Annotated in this window: 22 protein-coding genes; 12 read left to right on the plus strand and 10 right to left on the minus strand. The window is 70.7% G+C overall.

All coding sequences use genetic code 11. From position 1 onward, the window contains the following. Positions 1-83: 83 nt before the first annotated feature. Positions 84-2,342 (minus strand): MMPL family transporter, encoded by a 2,259-nt coding sequence (locus AB0L65_RS53815; RefSeq protein ID WP_364263755.1) that lies wholly within the window; start codon positions 2,340-2,342, stop codon positions 84-86. Positions 2,343-2,520: 178 nt separating this feature from the next. Here AB0L65_RS53815 and AB0L65_RS53820 point away from each other — a divergent pair, with 178 nt between their 5' ends. Further along, positions 2,521-3,762, plus strand: a complete 1,242-nt coding sequence (locus AB0L65_RS53820) for an MFS transporter (protein ID WP_364263758.1) — start codon at positions 2,521-2,523, stop codon at positions 3,760-3,762. Here the strand turns inward: AB0L65_RS53820 and AB0L65_RS53825 are convergent. Both AB0L65_RS53825 and AB0L65_RS53830 read right to left on the minus strand, forming a co-directional pair. Beyond that, positions 3,754-4,221 (minus strand): hypothetical protein, encoded by a 468-nt coding sequence (locus AB0L65_RS53825; RefSeq protein ID WP_364263761.1) that lies wholly within the window; start codon positions 4,219-4,221, stop codon positions 3,754-3,756. The genes AB0L65_RS53820 and AB0L65_RS53825 overlap by 9 nt on opposite strands. 125 nt (positions 4,222-4,346) lie before the next feature. After that, complete coding sequence (locus AB0L65_RS53830) at positions 4,347-4,973, minus strand: hypothetical protein (RefSeq protein ID WP_364263764.1); 627 nt, start codon at positions 4,971-4,973, stop codon at positions 4,347-4,349. Positions 4,974-5,151: 178 nt separating this feature from the next. Between AB0L65_RS53830 and AB0L65_RS53835 the strand changes: the two genes are divergently transcribed. The 7 genes from AB0L65_RS53835 (at position 5,152) to AB0L65_RS53865 (ending at position 11,734) form a co-directional block, all read left to right on the plus strand. Continuing rightward, entirely contained in the window at positions 5,152-5,781 is a 630-nt protein-coding gene (locus tag AB0L65_RS53835) for a helix-turn-helix domain-containing protein (protein WP_364263767.1), read from the plus strand. A 79-nt stretch (positions 5,782-5,860) separates the two neighbouring features. Next, positions 5,861-7,030, plus strand: coding sequence for a homogentisate 1,2-dioxygenase domain-containing protein (locus AB0L65_RS53840; protein WP_364263769.1), 1,170 nt, complete (start codon positions 5,861-5,863; stop codon positions 7,028-7,030). Then, the gene (locus tag AB0L65_RS53845; protein WP_364263772.1) at positions 7,012-7,785 is read left to right on the plus strand and encodes a hypothetical protein; all 774 of its coding nucleotides are present in this window, start codon (positions 7,012-7,014) and stop codon (positions 7,783-7,785) included. Before AB0L65_RS53840 ends, AB0L65_RS53845 begins: the two co-directional genes overlap by 19 nt. 14 nt (positions 7,786-7,799) lie before the next feature. Next, on the plus strand, positions 7,800-8,903 hold the full coding sequence (gene fahA / locus AB0L65_RS53850; RefSeq protein WP_364263775.1) for a fumarylacetoacetase: 1,104 nt from the start codon (positions 7,800-7,802) through the stop codon (positions 8,901-8,903). A gap of 74 nt (positions 8,904-8,977) precedes the next feature. Further along, positions 8,978-10,150, plus strand: a complete 1,173-nt coding sequence (locus AB0L65_RS53855; RefSeq protein WP_364263778.1) for an Ig-like domain-containing protein — start codon at positions 8,978-8,980, stop codon at positions 10,148-10,150. A 72-nt stretch (positions 10,151-10,222) separates the two neighbouring features. Then, entirely contained in the window at positions 10,223-10,654 is a 432-nt protein-coding gene (locus AB0L65_RS53860; protein WP_364263781.1) for an NfeD family protein, read from the plus strand. A gap of 3 nt (positions 10,655-10,657) precedes the next feature. Then, positions 10,658-11,734: an SPFH domain-containing protein gene (locus tag AB0L65_RS53865; RefSeq protein WP_363970238.1), complete on the plus strand. Its 1,077-nt coding sequence runs from the start codon at positions 10,658-10,660 to the stop codon at positions 11,732-11,734. A 139-nt stretch (positions 11,735-11,873) separates the two neighbouring features. Here AB0L65_RS53865 and AB0L65_RS53870 read toward each other — a convergent pair whose 3' ends face one another. Both AB0L65_RS53870 and AB0L65_RS53875 read right to left on the minus strand, forming a co-directional pair. After that, positions 11,874-12,281: a hypothetical protein gene (locus AB0L65_RS53870; protein ID WP_364263784.1), complete on the minus strand. Its 408-nt coding sequence runs from the start codon at positions 12,279-12,281 to the stop codon at positions 11,874-11,876. Between the two features lie 160 nt (positions 12,282-12,441). Then, entirely contained in the window at positions 12,442-13,035 is a 594-nt protein-coding gene (locus AB0L65_RS53875) for a TetR/AcrR family transcriptional regulator (protein WP_364263787.1), read from the minus strand. 70 nt (positions 13,036-13,105) lie between these two features. On the opposite strand from AB0L65_RS53875, the gene AB0L65_RS53880 reads away from it, so the two are divergent. The 3 genes from AB0L65_RS53880 to AB0L65_RS53890 are packed head-to-tail and all read left to right on the plus strand — an operon-like array spanning position 13,106 to position 16,384. Next, on the plus strand, positions 13,106-13,834 hold the full coding sequence (locus AB0L65_RS53880; RefSeq protein ID WP_364263790.1) for an SDR family oxidoreductase: 729 nt from the start codon (positions 13,106-13,108) through the stop codon (positions 13,832-13,834). Between the two features lie 9 nt (positions 13,835-13,843). Next, the gene (locus AB0L65_RS53885) at positions 13,844-14,611 is read left to right on the plus strand and encodes an alpha/beta hydrolase (protein WP_364263793.1); all 768 of its coding nucleotides are present in this window, start codon (positions 13,844-13,846) and stop codon (positions 14,609-14,611) included. Positions 14,612-14,635: 24 nt separating this feature from the next. After that, positions 14,636-16,384: a 5'-nucleotidase C-terminal domain-containing protein gene (locus tag AB0L65_RS53890; protein ID WP_364263796.1), complete on the plus strand. Its 1,749-nt coding sequence runs from the start codon at positions 14,636-14,638 to the stop codon at positions 16,382-16,384. A gap of 7 nt (positions 16,385-16,391) precedes the next feature. Here AB0L65_RS53890 and AB0L65_RS53895 read toward each other — a convergent pair whose 3' ends face one another. The 4 genes from AB0L65_RS53895 to AB0L65_RS53910 form a co-directional block, all read right to left on the minus strand. Beyond that, on the minus strand, positions 16,392-17,114 hold the full coding sequence (locus AB0L65_RS53895; protein ID WP_364263799.1) for a cytochrome d ubiquinol oxidase subunit II: 723 nt from the start codon (positions 17,112-17,114) through the stop codon (positions 16,392-16,394). A 9-nt stretch (positions 17,115-17,123) separates the two neighbouring features. Continuing rightward, the gene (locus AB0L65_RS53900) at positions 17,124-18,362 is read right to left on the minus strand and encodes a cytochrome ubiquinol oxidase subunit I (RefSeq protein WP_364263802.1); all 1,239 of its coding nucleotides are present in this window, start codon (positions 18,360-18,362) and stop codon (positions 17,124-17,126) included. A 97-nt stretch (positions 18,363-18,459) separates the two neighbouring features. Then, positions 18,460-19,128 carry a response regulator transcription factor gene (locus AB0L65_RS53905; protein WP_364263805.1) on the minus strand — a complete coding sequence of 223 codons (669 nt, stop codon included), beginning with the start codon at positions 19,126-19,128 and terminating at the stop codon, positions 18,460-18,462. Beyond that, complete coding sequence (locus AB0L65_RS53910; RefSeq protein WP_364263808.1) at positions 19,125-20,252, minus strand: sensor histidine kinase; 1,128 nt, start codon at positions 20,250-20,252, stop codon at positions 19,125-19,127. Before AB0L65_RS53910 ends, AB0L65_RS53905 begins: the two co-directional genes overlap by 4 nt. A 51-nt stretch (positions 20,253-20,303) precedes the next feature. On the opposite strand from AB0L65_RS53910, the gene AB0L65_RS53915 reads away from it, so the two are divergent. Next, complete coding sequence (locus tag AB0L65_RS53915) at positions 20,304-20,525, plus strand: hypothetical protein (RefSeq protein ID WP_350738358.1); 222 nt, start codon at positions 20,304-20,306, stop codon at positions 20,523-20,525. Here the strand turns inward: AB0L65_RS53915 and AB0L65_RS53920 are convergent. Next, positions 20,494-21,420 carry an acyl-CoA desaturase gene (locus AB0L65_RS53920; RefSeq protein ID WP_350738355.1) on the minus strand — a complete coding sequence of 309 codons (927 nt, stop codon included), beginning with the start codon at positions 21,418-21,420 and terminating at the stop codon, positions 20,494-20,496. The genes AB0L65_RS53915 and AB0L65_RS53920 overlap by 32 nt on opposite strands. Between the last annotated feature and the right edge of the window lie 87 nt (positions 21,421-21,507).

Raw genomic sequence — 21,507 nt, forward strand, 5'->3', positions numbered from 1 at the left:
CCGGACGATCAATAACGTTCAATGAGATCTATGGCTTCTTCACGCACTATTCGACGAGAAGTGGCCGCGCTTGTTACGAGTACTCAGTCGTCCACCTCGACCCATGTCCAGCCGCCGCCGGGGTCGGCGCGCACCGCCCGGGTGCGCCCCGCCGCCACCTTCACCCATCCCGGCTGCGGGGGCTCGGCGGGCACCGGCACCGGATCGGTGTCCGCGCCGAAGACGGCCGGCCGTCCCTTGACGGTGATCGCGGGCCGCCCGCCCGTCAACGGGCGCCGATCGCTCTGGGGAGCGGGCGGGAGGGAAGGCCTCTCGCGGGGCGGCTCGACTTCGTGAACGCTCGGGGTCCCGGCGGGGGACCGGGAGCCCAGCGGCCACCAGTTCGCCGGGCCCAGCAGCCGCATGGCGGCGGGCACCAGCAGCAGCCGCACCAGCACGGTGTCCACCGCGACCGCCACGCACAGACCCACCCCGAGCAGCCTCACCACCGCGATCCCGGCCGTCGCGAACGCCCCGCCGGCCGCCACCATCAGCAGCGCCGCACCGGTGATCACCTCCCGCGGCTCCGCCACCGCGGAGTCCCCCGTACGCGCCTCCGAGACCAGGAACACCTGGTGGACGACCGACAGCCCGAACGCCACGACCCCGATCAGCAGCGCGACGGAGACGTTCAGAGGGCCGGCGAAACCCAGGAAGCCGCTCCCGAACACCCACCCGATCACCCCGAACGACGCGGCGGCGGACAGCAGGCTCGCGACCACCGCTGGAACGGGCAGCACCAGCGACCCGAAGGCGAGCGACAGCACCGCCGCCATCGCCGAGCACACCACCACCGCCAGCCACGGCAGCGTGCCGGAGAGGCCGGCCAGGAGGTCCAGCCGCGCAGCGACGGGCCCGCCGACCACGACCTGCCGGACATCCGGCCCCTGGGCCGCGGACCTGATCGCGGCGACCAGGTCCCCGGCCTGCGCCGACAGGGGATCGAGGTCGTGGCGGACGGCCAGCCGCACCGCGCGGTTCGGCCGCGAGAGGCCCGCCGTCTCGACCCCGGTGACGTGCGGCAGCCGCTCCAGCCGCTCCGTGATGGGGCGGACGTCGAGCGCGGTGACAGCGGTGCCGTCCAGCGGCTCCACCACGACGTGCACGTCTATCGGCGACAGCGCGTTCCTGGCGAAGTCGCGGTCGATCGTCTCGGCCACCCGGCGGCCCTCGGAGGCGGCGGGCAGCGCCCGGTGGTCCGCGTTCCCGAACTCGACGCGCAGCAGCGGTCCCGCCGGCGCGACCAGCACGATCGTCACCGCCACCAGGTACACGACCGGCCGGCGCGCCACGCCGTCCCACAGCCCGCCGTCCCGTCGTACGGACACGGGCCTGACGCGCAGCGCGTCCACGCGCCGCCCGAGCACCCCCAGCAGGGCGGGCGCCACGAGCACCGCGATCACCGAGGCGACCAGCGCCACGGCCGCCGCCGCCAGCCCGAGCGAGCCCAGGAACGGCTGCGGGAACAGCGTCAGCCCCAGCAGCGACGCGGCCACGCTCACCCCGGCCACGCCCACGGTCCGGCCGGCCGTGGCCACCGTGCCCGCCACGGCCTGCTCGTCCGACGCCCCGCCCTGGATCTCCTCCCTGAACGCCCTGAGCAGGAGCAGCGAGTACGCGGCCGCCAGCCCGAGCCCGAGGAGCACGACGGCATAGAAGGAGTAGACGGACACCCCGGGCAGCAGCGCCAGCGCGCCGATCACCGCGAGCAGCCCCACGACCAGCGGCAACAGGGCCGCCACCAGGCTCCCGAACACCACCACGAGCAGCACCAGCAGCACCGGCGCCGCGACCGCCGCCGCGCGGGCCAGGTCGGCGGCGGCCTCGCCGTCGAGCTCGGCCTGCACCGGCACCGGCCCGCCGACCGCGACGCGCAGGTTCTTGACGGTCCTGAGCCGCGCCGCCACCGCCGCGTAGCTCGCCCGCTTGGCGCCCTTCAGCGTGACGATCGCGTACGTCGAATGCCCGTCCCTGGACACCATCGCCTTCGACCCCGTCGTCCAGTACGTGACCATCCCGCGCACGTACTCGGCCGGCAGCCCGCGCAGCGAGTCGTGCACCGCCTTCTTGTAGCGCGGGTCGCGCACCTTGACCGCCGGGTGCCGGTAGAGGACGACCACGTCGGGGCTCTGGCCGGCGTACCACTCCGCGCTCCAGCGCGCGGCGGTCGCCGACTCGGCGCGCGGGTCCTCGAAGCCGCCGCCCACCGCCTGCCCGGACAGCGCCAGCGGCGCGACGAGCAGGGCCGCCACCAGGCTGAGCGCCAGCAGCGTCCATCTACCGCGATAGACCAGCCGCCCCAATGGAGTCCCCTCGCCGACAGCAGGGTCCTAGCAAATTACGGGAGATCGAGGCTGGATTCTTGCCAAACGCGCACATATTCCGCTTCCGGTCTTGTCAGCGGGACCCAATATTCAGGCGACATCGGCGAGAGAACTCGGCAGAATGGCGGGGTTTGACTGTTTTCAGGGGGGCGTGCCGGTGCACAGTTATCTCAGCGATCTCGGGTTGCTCCGGGATCGCCGTTTCGCGCTGCTGCTGTCGGCGCGGACCCTGTCGGTCCTGGGCAGCGCGTTCGCCCCGGTGGCCCTGGCGTTCGGCGTGCTCGGGCTGCCCGGCGCCACCGCCGCCACCCTGTCTGTCGTGCTCACCGCCGAGTCGGTGCCCATGATCGTGTTCATCCTGTTCGGCGGGGTGCTCGCGGACCGGCTGCCGCGCAAGTGGGTGATGATGGCCGGTGAGTCCCTGATGGCGGTGGGGTTCTTCGCGCTGGGGGCGATGCTGCTCGCCGGCTGGACCCCGCTGCCCGCGCTGTCCGCGGCGGCGGCGGTGACCGGGGTGGGCATCGCGATCATGTTCCCGGCGCTGACCGGGATCATCCCCGAGGTCGTGCCGCCCGACCGGCTGCAGGCCGGCAACGCCCTGCTCGGCCTGGGCCAGAACGCCTCGCGGGTGGCGGGCGCGGTGCTGGGCGGCGGCACGGTGGTGCTGTTCGGTGGGGGCTGGGCGCTGGTGGTGAGCGGCGCGATGTTCGCGGTGGCGGGCGCGCTGCTGGCGCTGCTGCGGATGGAGCCGGTCGCGAACCGGCGGGAGCGGCACTCGGTGCTGGCCGACCTGCGGGACGGCTGGCGGGAGTTCAGCTCGCGGCAGTGGATCTGGGTGGTGGTCGCGCAGTTCTCGCTGATGGTCATGGCCATCCAGGCCGGTCACGGGGTGCTCGGCCCGCTGATCGCGAAGGAGACGCTGGGCGGGCCCGCGGCCTGGTCGGCGTTCCTGGCGGGCGAGGCGGTCGGGACGATCGTCGGCGTGCTGGTCGCGATGCGGCTGCGGCCGCGCCGGCCGATCCTGGTGGCCGTGCTGCTCTGCCTGCCGCCCGCGCTGCCGTACGTGCTGCTCGGGCTGGACGCGCCGCTCTGGGCGATCGTGACCGGGGCGTTCGTGCTGGGTGTGTGCTTCGACGTGTTCGGCGTCCTGTGGCAGACCACGATGCAGCGCGAGGTCCCGGCCGAGTCGCTGTCGCGGGTGAGCTCGTACGACATGCTCGGGTCGATGATGTTCGGGCCGATCGGGCTGCTGGTGGCGGGGCAGGCGGCCGACCTGTTCGGCACGGAGGAGACGCTGCTCGCCTGCGCCGTCATCATCGTGCTGTCCACCCTCGCCGCCCTGCTGGCTCCGGGGGTGCGCAACCTGCGCGCCCCCGAGCGGGAGCCGATCTCAAGCTGACCTGAAGTAGGCGTTGGCCCTGGGCTGGAACATCAGCGTCACCGCCCCCAGCACGGCCACCACGTGCAGGATCCGGCTGCCCGCGAAGATCAGCCCCATCGCGTCCGTCCCGGCGACGGCCTCGGCGATGGAGCCGCCGGCCAGCAGCCACTGGACGGGGCCGATCACGAGCGAGAGCGTGCCGAAGACGCCGAGTGTCACGGCGAGGGTCCAGCGCGCCCAGTTCACCCCGGCCTTGAGCCGCAGCGCCAGGAAGGCGGCCCCCGCGAACACCGCCAGCCGGATCCCGACCTGCGGCAGCAGTTCGGCGACCGTGGAGGCGCCCGTGTACAGCTGCTCGGAGACCACCAGCACGGTCTCCAGCGCTCCGAAGGCGACGGCGACCAGCCAGAGCATGGCGGCGGTGTGGACGACGGGCGGCGGGTCGGTTCTGCGGGGGTTGTCGAGGACGGTGGTCATGGCGTGGCCTCCAAAGGTGAATGACTACGCCTGAAGTGTCCGCTTTCGGGCGGGGTGGGAGCATGCCCGCTGGCCGCCGAGTTCCGGTGAGGCGAGCCCTACCACGCGTGCGCCGGAAGGCAGGCTCAGGCGATGATGAGCCGTACCACGACGCCCGCGCAGTTTCCCGCCACGCAGATCCGCACCGGCACCTCGGAGATGCCCGCCGCCGCGGGCACGCCGCTCACGTGGCCGTCGGGCCCGATGATCACGTCGCGGGGCAGTTTGGCGCGGTCGGTCACGGTGAACGTCGGCAGCACGCCGGACGGGCCGCCGTTGATGCCGATCTCCCCGTGCAGCGGGGTGTCGGCCCGGCCGGGGAAGGTCAGCTCACGCGGCTCCCACGGCACGTTGCCGAGCACGACGAAGGTGAGCCGCTGGTCCTGGCACGACTGCCCCTCGCACATCCGGACGGCGGCGAGGTACGTGCCGGAGCGCTGCGGCGTGCCGTACAGCCGGCCGCCTTGGTCGACCCTGATCCCGACCGCGAGGTAGCCGGGGCGGAACGTGACGCCCTTCGCGGCGGGCAGGAGCTGCTGGTGCACCTCGATGCCCTCGGTGACGTAGAAGGTGTCCTCGACCAGGCGCCCGTGCACGGGGTCGAGGGGGAGCTGCCGGGACATCAGCGTCATGGTGAGCGTGGGCACGGCGGCGGACAACGCGCACACGGCGAAGCCCGCGAGCAGGAACACCCACCACTGCCGCATAGTCACCCCCCCGACCTCTCCGGGTAAGTACCCGCGCTTATTGCCTCCACTCCGTGGAGGCGGGCTCGGTCGCCGGGGAGCCGTTGCCTTCCATCGTCGCTCTGGTCGCTACGCTCCCGGCGCTCCTCAGTCCAGGCAACGGCGCTCCCTCACCAGCGCGAACAGTCACTGGATAATCGGTCGCATGGCCGCTGAATCCGCTCAGACCCTGGAACGCGGGCTTCGCCTGCTCAGACTGCTCGCCGACGGGAGGGGCGGCCGGACGCCGACCGAGCTGAGCGCCGAGCTGTCGCTGAGCCGTCCCGTGGTGTACCGGCTGCTGACGACGCTGATGAACGAGGGATTCGTGCGGCGGGACGCCGAGGGGCGGGTGCACCTCGGGTTCGGGGTGCTGGTGCTGGCCCAGGCCGTGCAGCCGCTGCTGCGGGCCGCGGCGGTGCCGACGCTGCGGCGGCTGGCCGAGGACGTGGGCGCGACCGCGCACCTGACCGTGGCCGAGGGCGGCGACGGGCTGGCCGTGGCGGTGGTGGAGCCGTCCTGGACCGACATGCACGTGGCCTACCGCGAGGGCTCGCGCCATCCGCTGACGAAAGGCGCGGCGGGGCAGGCGATCCTGGCGCTGCGCGAGGGGCGTGATGACTACTTCGCGACGGAGGGGCAGTTGCAGGAAGGTGCGCGGGGCGTCGCCGCGCCTGTCACCGGGCTGCCCTGGTTGGAGGCGTCGGTGGGGGTGGTGACGTTCGGGCCGCTCGAGGAGTCCACGGGCCCTCGGGTGGTCGCCGCCGCCGCCGAGCTGGCCGCCGCGCTGGGTTGACATCTCCAGGCCGATGGCGGACGGTTGTTACATATAAAGGACATATCCGTCCGATAAACGGACACCATGGAGGCAGCGGATGCCGTACTACCGCGTCGTTGGGGAGGTGCCGCGCAAGCGGCACGTGCAGTTCAGACGGCCGGACGGTGGTCTCTACGCCGAGGAGCTGATGGGTGAGGAAGGCTTCTCGTCCGACTCCTCGCTGCTCTACCACCGCTACCTGCCGACCGCGATCGTCAAGGCGGAGGCGGTCACGCCGACGGTGGAGACCCGGCTGGAGCCCAACCTGCCGCTCTCACCGCGCCATTTCCGCACGCAGGAGCTGTCCAGCGCGGGTGACCTGGTCACGGGACGCATGCTGCTGGCGGGCAACGGCGACGTCCGATTGTCGTACGCCGTCAGCGACCGGCCGAGCGAGCTCTACCGCGACTCGATGGGTGACGAGTGCGTCTACGTGCAGAGCGGCCGGGTCCGCTTCGAGTCCACGTACGGCGTGATCGAGGCCGGTGAGGGCGACTACATCGTCATCCCGACCGGGACGATCCACCGCTGGGTGCCGGACGGCCAGGTCAGCGTGCTGGCCATCGAGGCGGCCGGGCACATCAGGCCGCCCAAGCGCTACCTGTCGCAGTACGGGCAGTTCCTGGAGCACGCCCCCTACTGCGAGCGCGACCTGCGCAGCCCCGCCGAGCCGTTCACGGTCGAGGGCGAGGAGGTGCCGGTGCTGGTGCGCACGCGGGGCGGGCTGAGCAGGCTGGTCTACCGCAACCACCCGTTCGACGTGGTGGGCTGGGACGGCTACCTCTACCCGTACGCGTTCAACATCGATGACTTCGAGCCGATCGTGAAGAAGACGCACGCGCCGCCGCCCGTCCACCAGACGTTCGAGGGGCCGGGGTTCGTGGTGTGCTCCTTCTGCCCGCGGCCGCTCGACTTCCACCCGGAGTCCGTGCCGATCCCGTACAACCACCACAATGTGGACTCCGACGAGTTCATGTTCTACGTGGGCGGCGACTACTCCGCGCGCAAGGGATCGGGCATCGACATCGGCTCGATCTCGCTGCATCCCGCCGGGTTCACGCACGGGCCGCAGCCCGGTGCGGTCGAGGCGGTGATCGACGCGGTCTCCCGCGGCATCACGACGACGAGCGAGAAGGCCGTCATGGTGGACACGTTCCGCCCGCTCGACCTCGGGCAGGGCGCGCTGTCCTGCGAGGACACCGGCTACGCGTGGACCTGGTCACGATGAGCGTCTACACCGAACTCGTGGACGACGCGGGCCTGTTCCCGCCGACGTCCCTGCACATGGACGAGGCGCTGGCCCGCAACCGGCGCGACCAGGAGCACGGCAGCTCCGTGCTCACGAACCGGTTCCTGTGCCCGGCCAGCCGGCTGCACCGGCTGCGCGACATGGAGTACCGGCCGCGGCGGATCGGGCTGATCCTCGACCAGGAGGAGGTGCCCCCCTTCGACGACCTGCCCGTGGACTTCGTCGAGACCCGGCTGCCGCCGGGCCTGACGATCGAGGCGCTGGCCGGCCGGCTCCGGCTGCCGGCGGGCGTGCGGCTCTTCGTGGAGGTGGAGGCGGGGAAGGTGAGCGTCGAGGTGCCCGACGGGGTCGGGCTGAAGGTCCGCTGCGGCGGGCTGACGGCCGACACGTTCCCGCCGGCGGAGCATCTCGCGGCGTTCATCGGGTTCTGCGTCGAGCACGACATCCCGTTCAAGGCCACGGCCGGGCTGCACCACGCCGTACGCCACTTCGACCCCACGCTGGGCGTCGACCGGCACGGCTTCCTGAACCTCGTGCTCGCGGTCTGCGAGGCCGTGGACGGGCGCGACCCGGTGCCCGTGCTGCGGGCCACCGACGTCGGGCATCTCGTACGGCTCGCGCAGTCCGTACCGAGCGAGACCGCGAAACGGGCACGGCGGCTGCTGGTGAGCTACGGCTCGTGCAGCACCAGCATCCCCGTCGAGGACCTGCGCACCCTGGGACTGATCGCGTGACGGAGGGAAATTTCGTGAGCTGGGGAGTGGACAACCTGCCCTACGGCGTGTTCTCGCGTCCGGGCCAGGCGCCCCGCGTGGGCGTCCGGTACGGCGACAAGGTGCTCGACCTGGCGCCCGCCCTGCACGACGAGGTCTTCGACGCGCCCTCGCTCAACCCGTTCATGGCCCGCGGGCGGACGGCCTGGCACGACACCAGGACGCTGATCCGCAACAAGCTCACCGGCGACCTCGCCGTGACCGAGCGGCACCTGGTCCCGCTGGAGCAGGTGCGGCTGCACATGCCGTTCGAGGTGGCCGACTACGTCGACTTCTACTGCTCGATCGACCACGCGAGCAACATCGGCCAGATCTTCCGGCCCGGCACCGAGCCGCTGCAGCCCAACTGGCGGCACCTGCCCGTCGGCTACCACGGCAGGGCCGGGACTGTCGTGGTGTCGGGCACGCCGGTCAGGCGCCCGCACGGGCAGCTCGGGCGCGGGGCGTTCGGGCCGTGCGCGAAGCTGGACATCGAGGCGGAGCTGGGGTTCGTGGTGGGTGTGCCCACCGAGCTCGGCTCGCCCGCCGGGGCCTTCGAGGACCACGTGTTCGGGGTGACGCTGGTCAACGACTGGAGCGCGCGTGACATCCAGTCGTGGGAGTACGTGCCGCTCGGGCCGTTCCTGGCCAAGTCGTTCGCCACGTCGATCTCGCCGTGGATCACGCCGCTGGAGGCGCTGCCCCGCGTCCCCGGCCGTGCCCAGGACCCGGAGCCGGCCGACTACCTGCGCAGGCGGGCGGACTGGGGGCTGGACATCTCCCTTGAGGTCCTGCTCAACGGGGAGGTCGTGTCGCGGCCCCCGTACGCGAGCATGTACTGGACGCCCGACCAGATGCTCGCGCACATGACGGTGAACGGGGCCTCCCTGCGGACCGGAGACCTGTTCGCCAGCGGCACAATCTCGGGGCCCTCGCGCGGCGAGCGCGGCTCGTTCATCGAGCTGACCTGGAACGGGAGCGACCCGCTCAAGCTCGCGAGCGGTGAGACGCGCTCGTTCCTGGAGGACGGGGACACGGTGACGATCCGGGCCACCGCCGGCGCCGTGACATTGGGGGAGGTTTCCGGAATTATCGTATAGGTGACTCAACGTGCTTGACCGCTGACTCGCCGCTACCCTGATGTCACCCCCTTCCCTCGGACAGCAGGAGTGACATGCGGCGGGCCGTGCTGACTTGTGTCGCCTTCCTCCTCCTGGTCTGCGGCTGCTCCTCGGCGCCGGCCACGGCCCCGTCCGCGCCCCCGGTCGTGCGGATCTCACCCGCGTTCGACTCCACGCGGGCCCGCACCGACCGCGGCCTGGTGGTCAGGGCCCGCGGCGGCACGCTCAGCCGGGTGCTGGTCTCGGAGGGCGGGGAGCAGGTGCCCGGCCGGCTCGACGGCTCTCACACGATGTGGCGCTCCGCCTGGACGCTCAAGCCCGCGGCCGAATACTCGGTGACGGTCACGGCGACCGGCGCCGGCGGTCCGGCCACGGTCGCCGTCGGCCGCTTCCACACCCGGGCCGCGGTCAGGTCGTTCCAGGTGGCCGCGACGGCGCCGCTGCCGGGCGAGACGGTCGGCGCCGGCATGCCGGTCATCATCGACTTCGACACTCCGGTGGAGGACAAGGCGGCCGTCGAGCGGGCGCTGGAGGTCCAGGCGGAGACGCCGGTCGAGGGCGCGTGGCGGTGGATCAGCGACACCCAGGTGATCTACCGCACCCACCGGTTCTGGCCGCCCCACCAGCAGGTCACGGTCACCGCGCATCTGGCCGGCGTACGCGCGGGCAGCGGCCTCTACGGCACCACCGACTCCACCTTCGCCTTCACTGTCGGGCGCAGGCAGACCAGCACGATCGACACCCGGACCCACCAGATGGTCGTCCGCCGCGACGGTGCGATCGCGCAGCGGATGGCCATCAGCGCGGGCATGGCCACCACCCCCGAATACACCACGACCAGCGGCATCCACCTGACCATGGACAAGGGCAACCCGGTCCGCATGGTCTCCCCGGGGCGCGTCGAGGGCGATCCCGGCTTCTACGACATGCTGATCGACCACGCCGTGCGCATCTCCAACAGCGGCGAATACGTGCACGCGAAGGACAACGTGTGGGCGCAGGGCCGGGCCAACGTCAGCCACGGTTGCATCAACGCCAGGCCCGACCAGGCGGCCTGGTTCTACCACACCTCCCTGCGCGGCGACCCGGTCACGATCGTCGGCACCGACCGGGAGCTCGGCTGGGACAACGGATGGGGTTTCTGGCAGCTCCCGTGGGAGAAGTGGCGGGAGGGAAGCGCCCTGGTCGCAGCCGGTCCCGTGGGTGCACGGGTGCCACCGGGCTGATTCCGGGATTACGGTAGAGAGGGGGGAACCGATCGCGAACTCAGGCCCGTTGTCCCATCAGGAGGGCCGGACATGGATGAATGGATCATCTGGGTAATCCTCGCGGTAGTCCTCGGCGTGGCCGAAATATTCACCCTCACGGCCTCGCTCGGGTTGTTGGGTGCGGCGGCTCTGCTCACCGCCGTCACCGCCGTCATCGGGCTGCCCGTCCCCCTGCAGTTGCTCTGCTTCGCCCTGTCGTCCGCGGCCGGTCTGATGGTGCTCAGGCCGATCGCGATGCGCCACATCAAGCAGCCTCCGCTGCAGCGGTTCGGCGTGGAAGCACTCGTCGGCAAGCCCGCCTACGTGGTCTCGGAGGTGACGGGCCGCGACGGTCGTGTGCGCATCGGGGGCGAGGAGTGGTCGGCGCGCGCCTACGACGAGACGCTGGTGATCCCCACAGGGGCGACCGTCGACATCATCGAGATCGAAGGGGCGACAGCCCTCGTATATCCCCGGGAGTGACTCATGGATCCGCTGTTGCTGGTCGGACTGCTCGTCATACTCTTCGCGGTGTTCACCGTGCTCAAGGCGGTGCGGATCGTCCCGCAGGCGCGGGCCCGCAACGTCGAGCGCCTCGGCCGCTACCACCGCACGCTCAAGCCGGGTCTCAACTTCGTCATCCCTTACGTCGACCGCGTCTACCCCATGATCGACCTGCGTGAACAGGTCGTCTCCTTCCGGCCGCAGCCCGTCATCACCGAGGACAACCTGGTCGTCGAGATCGACACCGTCCTCTACTTCCAGGTCACCGACCCGCGGGCGGCGGCGTACGAGATCGCCAACTACATCCAGGCCGTCGAGCAGCTCACCGTCACTACCTTGCGTAACGTCGTCGGCTCCATGGACCTGGAGAAGACCCTCACCTCGCGCGACACCATCAACAGCCAGCTGCGCGGCGTGCTCGACGAGGCCACCGGCAAGTGGGGCATCCGCGTCAACCGCGTCGAGATCAAGGCCATCGACCCGCCCAAGACCATCAAGGACGCGATGGAGAAGCAGATGCGGGCCGAACGCGACAAGCGCGCCGCGATCCTCAACGCCGAGGGCCAGCGGCAGTCGCAGATCCTCACGGCGGAGGGCGACAAGCAGAGCCGCATCCTGCGTGCCGAGGGCCAGCGCACCGCCGCCATCCTGGAGGCCGAAGGCCAGTCGCGCGCCATCGACCAGGTCTTCCAGGCCGTGCACCGCAACGACCCCGACCCGAAGCTGCTGGCCTACCAGTACCTCCAGGTGCTGCCGCAGCTCGCGCAGGGTGACGGCAACACGTTCTGGGTGATCCCGAGCGAGGTCACCTCGGCGCTGCAGGGGGTCTCCCGGGCGTTCACGGAGGCCCTGCCCCGGTCGGCGGCGACGCGGGAGGAGGCGCCGGAGACATCGGAGTTCGACGAGGAGGTGGCCAAGGCCTCGGAGGCTGCGGCCGAGGCGGTGGCGGACGCCCAGGACGCCGAGAGCCCCGACGGCCCGCGCCAGCTCACCCAGGGCGTCGAGGAGCCGTCCCCGTTCCCCGACCTGGACCGCAAGCACACCGAGGCCGAGCGCTGACACCTCCGGCCAGGCGCCCGCCGCGAGGCGGGCGCCTGCGTTTGAAGGTCGAGGAGTGAGGCTCCGCGCTCGCCGGTGAGGCGGTGAGGGCGGTGAGGTTGAGGGGCGAGGTTTTGAGGCCGACGGGTGCGGCGCGGGGTCAGGCGATGGCTTCGAACAGGTGGCGGAGCCCGTCTTCCCGATGCGCGGCTCGGGCCCGGCAGTTGAGCCTCACGAGCGCATCCGCCAGAGCGACATCCGGGTTTTCCGGCGGGATGTCATCCCCCATCCGCGTGCGCAGCCACTCGGAGATCTCGGCCCACGAGTAGAGGCGGATGTTGTCGGCCTCGATGAGGGGAGCGGGGAAACCGCCGGGACCCCGCTGCCCGGCGGCGAGCTGGCGCAGGCTGGCCTGCGTGCGCCCGCCGTGCCGACGGGCGGCGTCCCCCAGCGTCACACCGTCGTCCTCCCCGACGGCGATGGGCCAGAGACCGGGGACCGTCTTGACCTGGGCGATCACGGAGGCGATCGCGTCCAGCATGCTGTCCGCCTCGCGGTCGCACATCATGTAGACGCTGCCGTCCTTGTCTCCGGATACCGTGCAATCATCCAGACCAGCCTCGAACAGAGCATCCAGCTCTCCACCGGCAGGCGCCCGATTCAGGGCGACGTGGAAATTCCAAGTAATCATGACCCCTCAACCTGGCAACGGTCCCTACGTTCTGTAGTCACTCGAATGCAATGGGCCAGGCGGACATGGCGAGGGTGGCGATGTGGAGGAGGTCGACGTGGGTGGCGCCGTCGCGGGACTGGGTGGACATGCCCTGGATGACGGCGGCGTAGAAGGTCGCCAGTCCCGCCGTGTCCGTGCCGGCAGGGAGGCGGCCGGCAGCCAGGTCGTCGTCGATGCGTGCCTTGAGCGCCGCCTTGCTGCCCTCCCTGAAGCCGCGTAGCAGCTCCTCGACCTCGGCAGACTCCGGACCGCAGTTCACCGCCGCCGTGATGATCAGGCACCCCGTCGGATGCGAGCGGCTCGAATATTCGTCGGCGGCCTCGCGCAGCACGCGCTCGATGGCCTGGCGGCCGGTCGGTTCCTCGGCGAGGGCCCGTGTCGTGAAGGCGCCGTACGTCTCCTGGTAGCGCCGCACCGCCTCCTCGAACAGCCGCCGCTTGTCGCCGAAGGCCGCGTACAGGCTGGGTGGGCGGATCCCCATGGCGGCGGTCAGCTCGGCGATCGAGGTCGCCTCGTAGCCGTGCCGCCAGAACGCGAGCAGCGCGGCCTCCAGCGCTGCCTCCCTGTCGAACGCCCGCTGTCTGGCCATGCTCACATTCTATAGCGATCGCTATGTTATGGTTTCTGTATCGATCGCTAAAGAAAGGTGGAGTGCCGGGATGAAGACCGCGCTCGTGACGGGAGCCGGCAGGGGCATCGGCCGCGCCATCGCGCTACGCCTGGCCAGGGACGGCTTCCGCGTGGCCGTCAACTACGCCAGGGACGAGGCGGCGGCCGAGGAGGTCGTCGGCCTGATCGTGAAGGACGGCGGCAGCGCGTTCGCCGTGAAAGCCGATCTGGGCGAGGGGAGCCAGGCGCTGGCGGAGCGGCTGAAGGACGAGACGGACGTCCTCGACGTGCTGGTCAACAACGCCGGCATCGGGATGTCCCGGCCCATCGGCGAGGAGACCCCCGAGGCGTACGACCGGCTGTTCGACGTCAACGTCAAGGGGCTGTTCTTCCTCACCCAGCAACTGCTGCCGCTGATCCCCGACGGCGGGCGGATCGTCAACATCACCTCGGGCGTGGCCCGCATCGCCTTCCCGGAGGGGATCGCGTACGCGATGACGAAGGGCGCGGTGCAGGTGTTCACGCTGGCCCTGGCCAAGGAGCTGGGCCCGCGCGGCATCACGGTCAACAACGTCGCCCCCGGCATCATCGACACCGACACCAACGCGGGCTGGCTGCGCGGCGACCCGCAGGCGCAGGCGTACGCGGCGAGCCGGCACGCCCTCAACCGGATCGGCCACGTGGACGAGATCGCGAACGCGGTGGCCTTCGTCGCCTCGCCGGAGGCGAGCTTCATCACCGGCAGCACCATCGACGCCACCGGCGGCGGAAACCTCTAGGAGCCTCGCATGCCCACGGTCACCCACAGCTCGGGCCCCGTCCACTACCGGCGGGCGGGCAGCGGGCCCGGCCTCGTCATGGTGCACGGCACCGGCGGCGACGCCGTCAGCAACTACGCCCACCTCGTGCCGGAGTTCACCGGCCTGCGCACCGTCATCACCCCTGACTACGCCGGCAGCGGCCAGACCGCCGACCCGGGCGGCGACCTCACGCTCGACCTGCTCGCCGGGCAGGTCGCGGCCACGTTCGAGGGCCCATCAGATCTCGTCGGCTTCTCGCTGGGGGCGGCAGTGGCCGTGGCGGTCGCCGCCGAGCACCCGGAGCTGGTCAGACGGCTGGTCCTGATCGCCGGCTGGACGCACGCGGAGGACTCCCGGCTGAGCCTGGGCCTGCGCACGTGGGCCAGGCTGGCGGAGACGGACCCGGAGAGCTTCACCGCGTTCGGGCCGCTGGTGGCGTTCGGCCCGGAGTACGTGAGCGCGGTCGGCGCGCAGGCCCTCACCGCCGGAGAGCCGCCGCACGGCGTCCGCCGCCAGATCGAGCTGGACCTGCGCCTCGACATCAGGGACCTGCTGCCGAAGATCACCGCGCCCACGCTGGTCGTCGGCAACACCCGGGACTACCTGATCCCGGTCGAGCACGCCCGCGCGCTGCACGCCGCCCTGCCCGGCAGCGAGTACGCCGAGCTGGACAGCGGCCACGTCGTCCTGCACGAGAAACCGGCCGAAGTGACGACCCTTGTCCGAGAGTTCATCACCCGCGTATCCGCCGATTGACTGTGCTGGTTACGCTCCAGCCTCATGCAGACCAAGAATCTCGCCCTCACCGGGGCCGCCGCGTTGTGCGCGCTGGTCCTGGTGGCGCCCCCCGCGCAAGCCGGCGCCGCCTCGGTCACCGTCACCGTCATGGGCACGTCCGACCTCCACAGCAACGTCCTCAACTGGGACTACTTCAAGGACACCGCATACGCCGACAGCGCGGGCAACAGCGTCGGCCTGGCCAAGGTCTCCTCGCTGGTCAACCAGATCAGGGCCGAGCGCGGGGCGGACCGCACGCTGCTGTTCGACTCGGGTGACACCATCCAGGGCACCCCGCTGGCGTACTACTACGCCAAGGTCGAGCCGATCACCCAGACCGGCCAGACCCACCCGATGGCCAAGGCCATGAACGCCATCGGGTACGACGCCGTGACGCTGGGCAACCACGAGTTCAACTACGGTCTGCCGCTGCTGGCCACCTGGATCAAGCAGATGCGGGCACCGGTGCTCGGCGCGAACGCGGTCTACGACCGGACGGGGCTGCCCGCGTACAAGCCGTTCGTGATCAAGACCATGAAGGTCAACGGCGACAAGCCGGTCAAGGTCGGCGTGCTCGGGCTGACCAACCCCGGCGTGGCCATCTGGGACAAGGCGAACGTCGAGGGCAGGCTCCGCTTCACCGACCTGGTCGAATCGGCGAAGAAGTGGGTGCCGGTCATCCGCGGACTGGGCGCGGACGTGGTCGTGGTGACCGCGCACGCGGGCGACAGCGGCCTGTCGTCCTACGGTGGCGACCTGCCGGTCGAGAACGCCTCCGCGATGGTGGCCGAGCAGGTGCCGGGCATCGACGCGGTGCTGTTCGGGCACGCGCACAACGACGTGCCGCAGCGGTTCGTGACGAACAAGGTCACCGGGCAGCAGGTGCTGCTGACCGAGCCGGGCAGGTGGGGCCAGCGCCTGTCGAGGCTGGACTTCCAGCTCACCAAGCAGCACGGCAGGTGGGTGGTCACCGGCAAGTCCGCCGCCACGGTCAACACCAACACGGTCCAGGAGGACCCGAAGATCGTCCAGCTGCTCAGGCCGCAGCACGACACGACCGTGGGCTACGTGAACAAGGTCGTGGCCAAGTCGGCGCAGGCGCTGTCGGCCGCGGAGTCGCCGTACAAGGACACGCCGATCCTCGACTACATCCAGCAGGTGCAGGTGGAGACGGTCAAGCAGGCGCTGCCGGACAACACGCTGCCGGTGCTGTCGATCGCGGCGCCGTTCAGCCGCAGCGCCGTCTTCCCCGCCGGCGACATCCGCGTCAGGGACGTGGCCGGCCTGTACGTCTACGACAACACGCTGCTGGCGGTCAAGCTGACCGGCGCGCAGATCAAGGACTACCTGGAGTACTCCGCCAAGTACTTCAACCAGCTCGCTCCCGGCGACCTGGTGGACGTGACCAAGCTGACGAACGCCGGCAACACCCCCGACTACAACTATGACCAGCTCTCCGGGGTGTCGTACGACATCGACATCTCCAAGCCGGTGGGCCAGCGGATCGCCAACCTGTCCTACGACGGCGCGCCGGTCCCGGCCGGCAAGGAGTTCGTGGTCGCGATCAACAACTACCGGCAGTCGGGCGGCGGCGGCTTCCCGCACGTCACCGGCGCGCCGGTGCTCTACAACGTTCAGGTGGAGATCCGGCAGGCGCTGATCGAGTACGCCACCGCGAAGGGCACGATCGACCCGAGCGGGTTCGCCGTCCAGAACTGGAAGCTGACCAGGGACGGGGTTCCCGTCTTCTGACCCGCCGTCACAGGTAGGACGGCCCCGTGACCCGATGCCTGAACGTCCACCACACCCAGCCCTGGGCGGCCACCAGCAGCGGGATGAGTGTCAGGATCACCGGCACCAGCACGGGGCCGGAGGTGCCGGGCTCCAGCGGGAGCCGGAGCCCGGCCAAAATCCCCACCGATGTCAGCGCGGCGGCCGTCAGCAGGTAGGTGCGGGCCTCGCCCGCCCCGCCCGACAGCACGGCCGCCCGCTCCCGCAGCGTCCCGCGCAGTCGCAGGGCCGCGAACGCCAGCCCGTGCGTGGCGAACAGCACGGCCACCACGAGGGCGGACGCCATGCCGACCAGTACGTGGCTCAGCAGCGCCCCCCAGCTCAGCGCCAGCCCCCAGCTCCCGGCCACGATCGCGCCGTCCCAGAACGTCTGCCACCGCGGCCCCGGCATCCGCCCCCGCAGCCACAGCCCCATGTCACGCACGACCCACGACAGGACCAGCGCCACGACGACCGTGTAGTTGCCGCTCAGCAGCTCGCCCTCCAGCTCGGGGAACAGCCCGGCCAGCACCCCCGCTGTGGCGACCAGCCACACCTCGTTCCCCAGGAAGAACGGCGCGATGGCGGCGATCACCTCGCGGCGCTCGGCCGCCGTCCTGCCCAGGTACGGCAGCACCATGCCGACCCCGATGTCGGCCCCGGCCAGCACGAGGTAGCCGAGTGCGAAGAAGGCCAAGACGAAGATCTCCATGACGGCTCCTCAGAAGCTCAGTGCGGGGGTGGCGGGGGCGCCGAGCGACTCCGCGCCGGGCCCGCGGCGGGCGTGCCTGGCCAGCAGCCAGTAGTTGATCGCGATCAGCACCGCGAACACCGCGGCGAAGGCGACGATCGAGAAGCGCATCTGGGCCGCGGTCACCGGTGACATCGCGTCGGCCGTCCTCAGCAGCCCGAACACGGCCCACGGCTGGCGTCCCAGCTCCCGGAAGATCCAGCCGGCCAGCATGGTCACGAACGGGACCGGGATCATCAGGGTCAGCAGCCAGTGCCACGGCCTGAACCCGCGTACGACGGGCCGGATGAGCATGAGCACGAAGCTCAGCGCCGCGACCACGGTCATCACCAGCCAGAGCAGCATCATCGTGATGCCCGCCGCCTGCACGGGACCGGCGGGCGGCAGGTAGTCGCCGGGGCCGTGTGCCGCCACCATCTGGGCCTGCGCCTCGGCCAGCCGCTCCGGCTCAGCCCCCCACGCCGCCGCCTTGGTCGGCTGCAGGGTCTGGAACGAGAGCCCGCCGAAGGTCACGGTGAAGAACAGCGCGGGCAGCGCCACACCGATCCCGATGCGCAGCGACTTGCGGAAGAAGTCCTGCTCGGCGGTGCGCTTACCCAGGTGGTACGCGCTCACCCCGGCCATGAAGAACCCGCCGGTGATCATCGCCCCGCCCATCACGTGCCCGAACGCGACCAGCGCGGCCGGATTGCCCACCATGGCCCCGAGGTCCGCCAGCCGCAGCACGCCGCCGTCCAGCACGTGGCCGACCGGGTGCTGCAGGAAGCCGTTCGCGACCATGATCCAGAACGCCGACGCGTACGCGGTCAGCGTCACGACCCAGATCACCGCCAGGTGGGCCCACCGGTTCAGCTTGTCCCAGCCGAAGATCCACAGGCCCAGGAACGTGGACTCGACGAAGAACGCCACCAGCGTCTCGATGGCCAGCGCCGACCCGAAGACGTTGCCCGCGTACTCGGTGAGCCCGCTCCACGACAGCCCGAGCTGGAACTCCATGACCAGCCCCGTGACGATGCCCATCGCGTAGTTGATGATGTAGAGCTGGCCCCAGAACCGCGTCATCCGCAGGTGCACCGGGTCGCCGCTGAAGGTGGCCCGGGTCTGGATGACGGCGACCAGCGTCGCCAGGCCGAGCGTCAGCGCCACGAACAGGAAGTGCGCGCCCGCAGTGAGCGCGAACTGCAGGCGGGCCAGGTCCACGGTGTCCATGCCCCAGAGCGTCCCGGTACGGCTCCGCCCGCCGCGTCATGCCCGGGCGGCAACCCGGCGTACATCCCGGGTCGCACGAGGGCTCCCGGGCTACGACTCAGGGAGTAGCCCAGCCCGGGATGATCATGCCGGCCTCGTACGCGATGATCACGAGCTGGGCCCGGTCGCGGACCGACAGCTTGGTCATGATGCGGCTGACGTGCGTCTTCGCCGTGGCAGGGCTGAGCACGAGCCGGGCCGCGATCTCGTCGTTCGACAGGCCGCCGGCTACCAGCGTCATGACCTCGCGCTCGCGTTCGGTGAGCGCGTTCAGCTCGGGGCCGGGCTCGGGGCGCTTGACCCGGCCGGCGAACTCGGCGATCAGCCGCCGCGTGATCGACGGCGCGATCAACGCGTCGCCCCTGGCCACGACCCTGATGGCGTGGATCAGCTCGGCCGGCTCGGTGTCCTTGACCAGGAAGCCGCTCGCGCCGGCGCGCAGCGCGCCGTACACGTAGTCGTCCAGGTCGAACGTGGTCAGGATGATCACCCTGACGTTCTGGAGCCGGGGGTCGCCGGAGATCTGGCGGGTGGCCTCCAGGCCGTCGAGCTCCGGCATGCGGATGTCCATGAGCACCACGTCGGGGCGGTGCTCGCGGGCTCCGGCCACGGCCGCCGCGCCGTTGGCGGCCTCGGCGACGACCTCGAAGTCGTCCTCGTCGCTGAGTATGGACCGGAACCCGGCCCGTACCAGGGTCTGGTCGTCGGCGAGCAGTACGCGGATCATCGAGCCCCATTCCCGAGCGGCAGCCGGGCGACGACGCTGAAGCCGCCCTCGGGACGCGGGCCCGCCTCCAGGGTGCCGCCGAGCGCGGTGGCACGCTCGCGCATGCCCTGCAGGCCGAAGCCGCTGCCCCCGTCGTACGTGGCGCCCGGCCCGTCATCCTCCACACGGATCATGATATTTCCGGACGTGTTGTTGATGGTGAGGGTGGCCTGCTTCGCACCGGAATGGCGGGAGACGTTGGTCAGCGCCTCCCTCACGATGCGGGCGGCGGCCAGGTCCACTTCGGTCGGCACGGCGTCGAGCGGCCCCGACAGGTCCGTGCGTACCTCCAGCCCCGACGCCGCGACCAGCGCGTCCACCCGGGCCAGGCTGTCGGCGGGGGCGGTCGGCGCGTCCTCGTCCACCTGGCGCAGCACGCCCAGGGTGGTCCGCAGCTCGCGCAGGGTCTCCTTGCTGGTGTCCTTGATCGTCCGCAGCGCCGTCTCGGCGTCCTCCGGCCGCTTCCTGAGCCCGTGCAGCGCCGCCGCGGCCTGCACGTTGATCATCGAGACGTTGTGCCCGAGCACGTCGTGCAGCTCGCGCGCGATCCGCAGCCGCTCCTCGCTCGCCCGCCGCCTGGCCTCCTCCTCCTTGCTGTGCTCGGCTTCGAGCGCGCGCTGCTCGACCGCCTGCAGGTAGAGGCGGCGGCTGCGGGTGACGCTGCCGAACGCGACCGCCGCCACCTCCCAGCCGGCGATCATGAGGAACAGGCTGTTCTCGACGTGCCGGACGCCGCTGGTCTCGCCGAGCCCCATGCCCAGCAGCGACGCCGCCCCGATGGCGATGGCCGCGGTGAGGTGGCCCTTCTCGGCCGCGGTGTAGAGGTTGACGAACGGCAGGATGACGAGGGGCCCGTCGAGCCCCGCGTACCGGTAGTAGGCGGCGACGCAGACCATCACCAGGAGCAGCGCCCCGACGGGATAGCGCTCCCGCAGCAGCAGCCCGCAGCAGGCGATGACCGGCAGCGCCACGTCGAGGACGTTGGTCTGCGTCTGGCCCCTGGTCGCGTAGGTGAGGGCCATGCCGACCAGCAGACCCGCGATCACCACGAGTGACACGATCATGCTGGTCGACGGCTTGCGCATGCTCCCATTCTGGGGGGTAATCGCCGGGGCGCATCTGGGTAGAGCACGTAAATGAGCACAAAGGACGACCTGCGGCAGGTCGAAGAGGACCTGGCCCGGCTGAGGGCCGAGAACCAGGACCTCCGCAACCAGAGTCGCGACATGGGCGCCACCGACCAGGTGGAGATCTCGGCGTTGATCAGCCAGGCGGACGAGCAGGAGGAGCTGATCGCTCAGCTCGAGGGCCGCCGCGACTCGCTGCTCAGGCGCCTTGAGTCGGAAGGGGGCGCCTGAGCGCGGCGCCGACCTCGTGCAGGTGGCGTAGTGCCTGCCCGTACGACTCGATCAGGCCGGTCTGGAGGTAGTCGACGCCGATCTCCGCGCAGTACCGCTCGACGATCGGCTGTGCCCTGCGCAGGTTGGGGGCCGGCATGTTGGGGAAGAGATGATGCTCGATCTGGTAGTTGAGCTGGCCGAGCGCCACGTCCGCGAACAGGCCGCCCCGTACGTTCCGCGAGGTCAGCACCTGCTTGCGAAGGAAGTCCAGCTTGTCCTCCGCGGTCAGGATCGGCATGCCCTTGTGGTTGGGCGCGAACGTGCACCCCAGGTAGATCCCGAACACTCCCTGATGCACGATCAGGAACAGCAGTGCCTTGCCGACCGGCAGGATGGTGAAGACCAGGCCGAAGTAGAGCACGAAGTGCGTGAGGAGCATCGTCAGCTCCGACCCGCGCCGCTTGGCCTCGGGCTGGAACAGGGCCTTCACGCTGGCGATGTGGAGGTGCCAGGCCTCGAGCGTCAGCAGCGGGAAGAACCAGTAAGCCTGATATTTCGCGACAAATCGCGGTAGGCCGATGCTCCTGGCGACCTGCTCCTCCGACCAGACGATCACGGCGGGGGAGACGTCGGGGTCGTGGTCCTCGTGGTTGGGGTTGGCGTGGTGACGGTTGTGCTTGGTGGTCCACCAGCCCCAGCCGAGCCCGATGGCGAGGTTGCCGATGATCAGGCCCGCGACGTCACTGGGCCGCCGCGTCCTGAAGACCTGCCGGTGCCCGAGATCGTGGGCCAGGAACCCGAGCTGCGCGAAGACGACCGCCAGCGCGACGGCCACGAGAAGCTGCAGCCACGAGTCGCCGAGCCAGACGAACAGCGCCCAGCCGCCGAGGTAGACGGCGGCCATGATGGTCATCCGGATCGCGTAATAAAAGGGACGCCGGTCAAGAAGACCGGCGTCCGTGATCTGACGGGCTAGTCGGGCGAAATCGCTGCCTCTGGT

Origin of the sequence: Nonomuraea sp. NPDC052116, assembly GCF_040680035.1 — a bacterium.
In the GTDB taxonomy this organism is placed as follows: domain Bacteria; phylum Actinomycetota; class Actinomycetes; order Streptosporangiales; family Streptosporangiaceae; genus Nonomuraea; species Nonomuraea angiospora_A.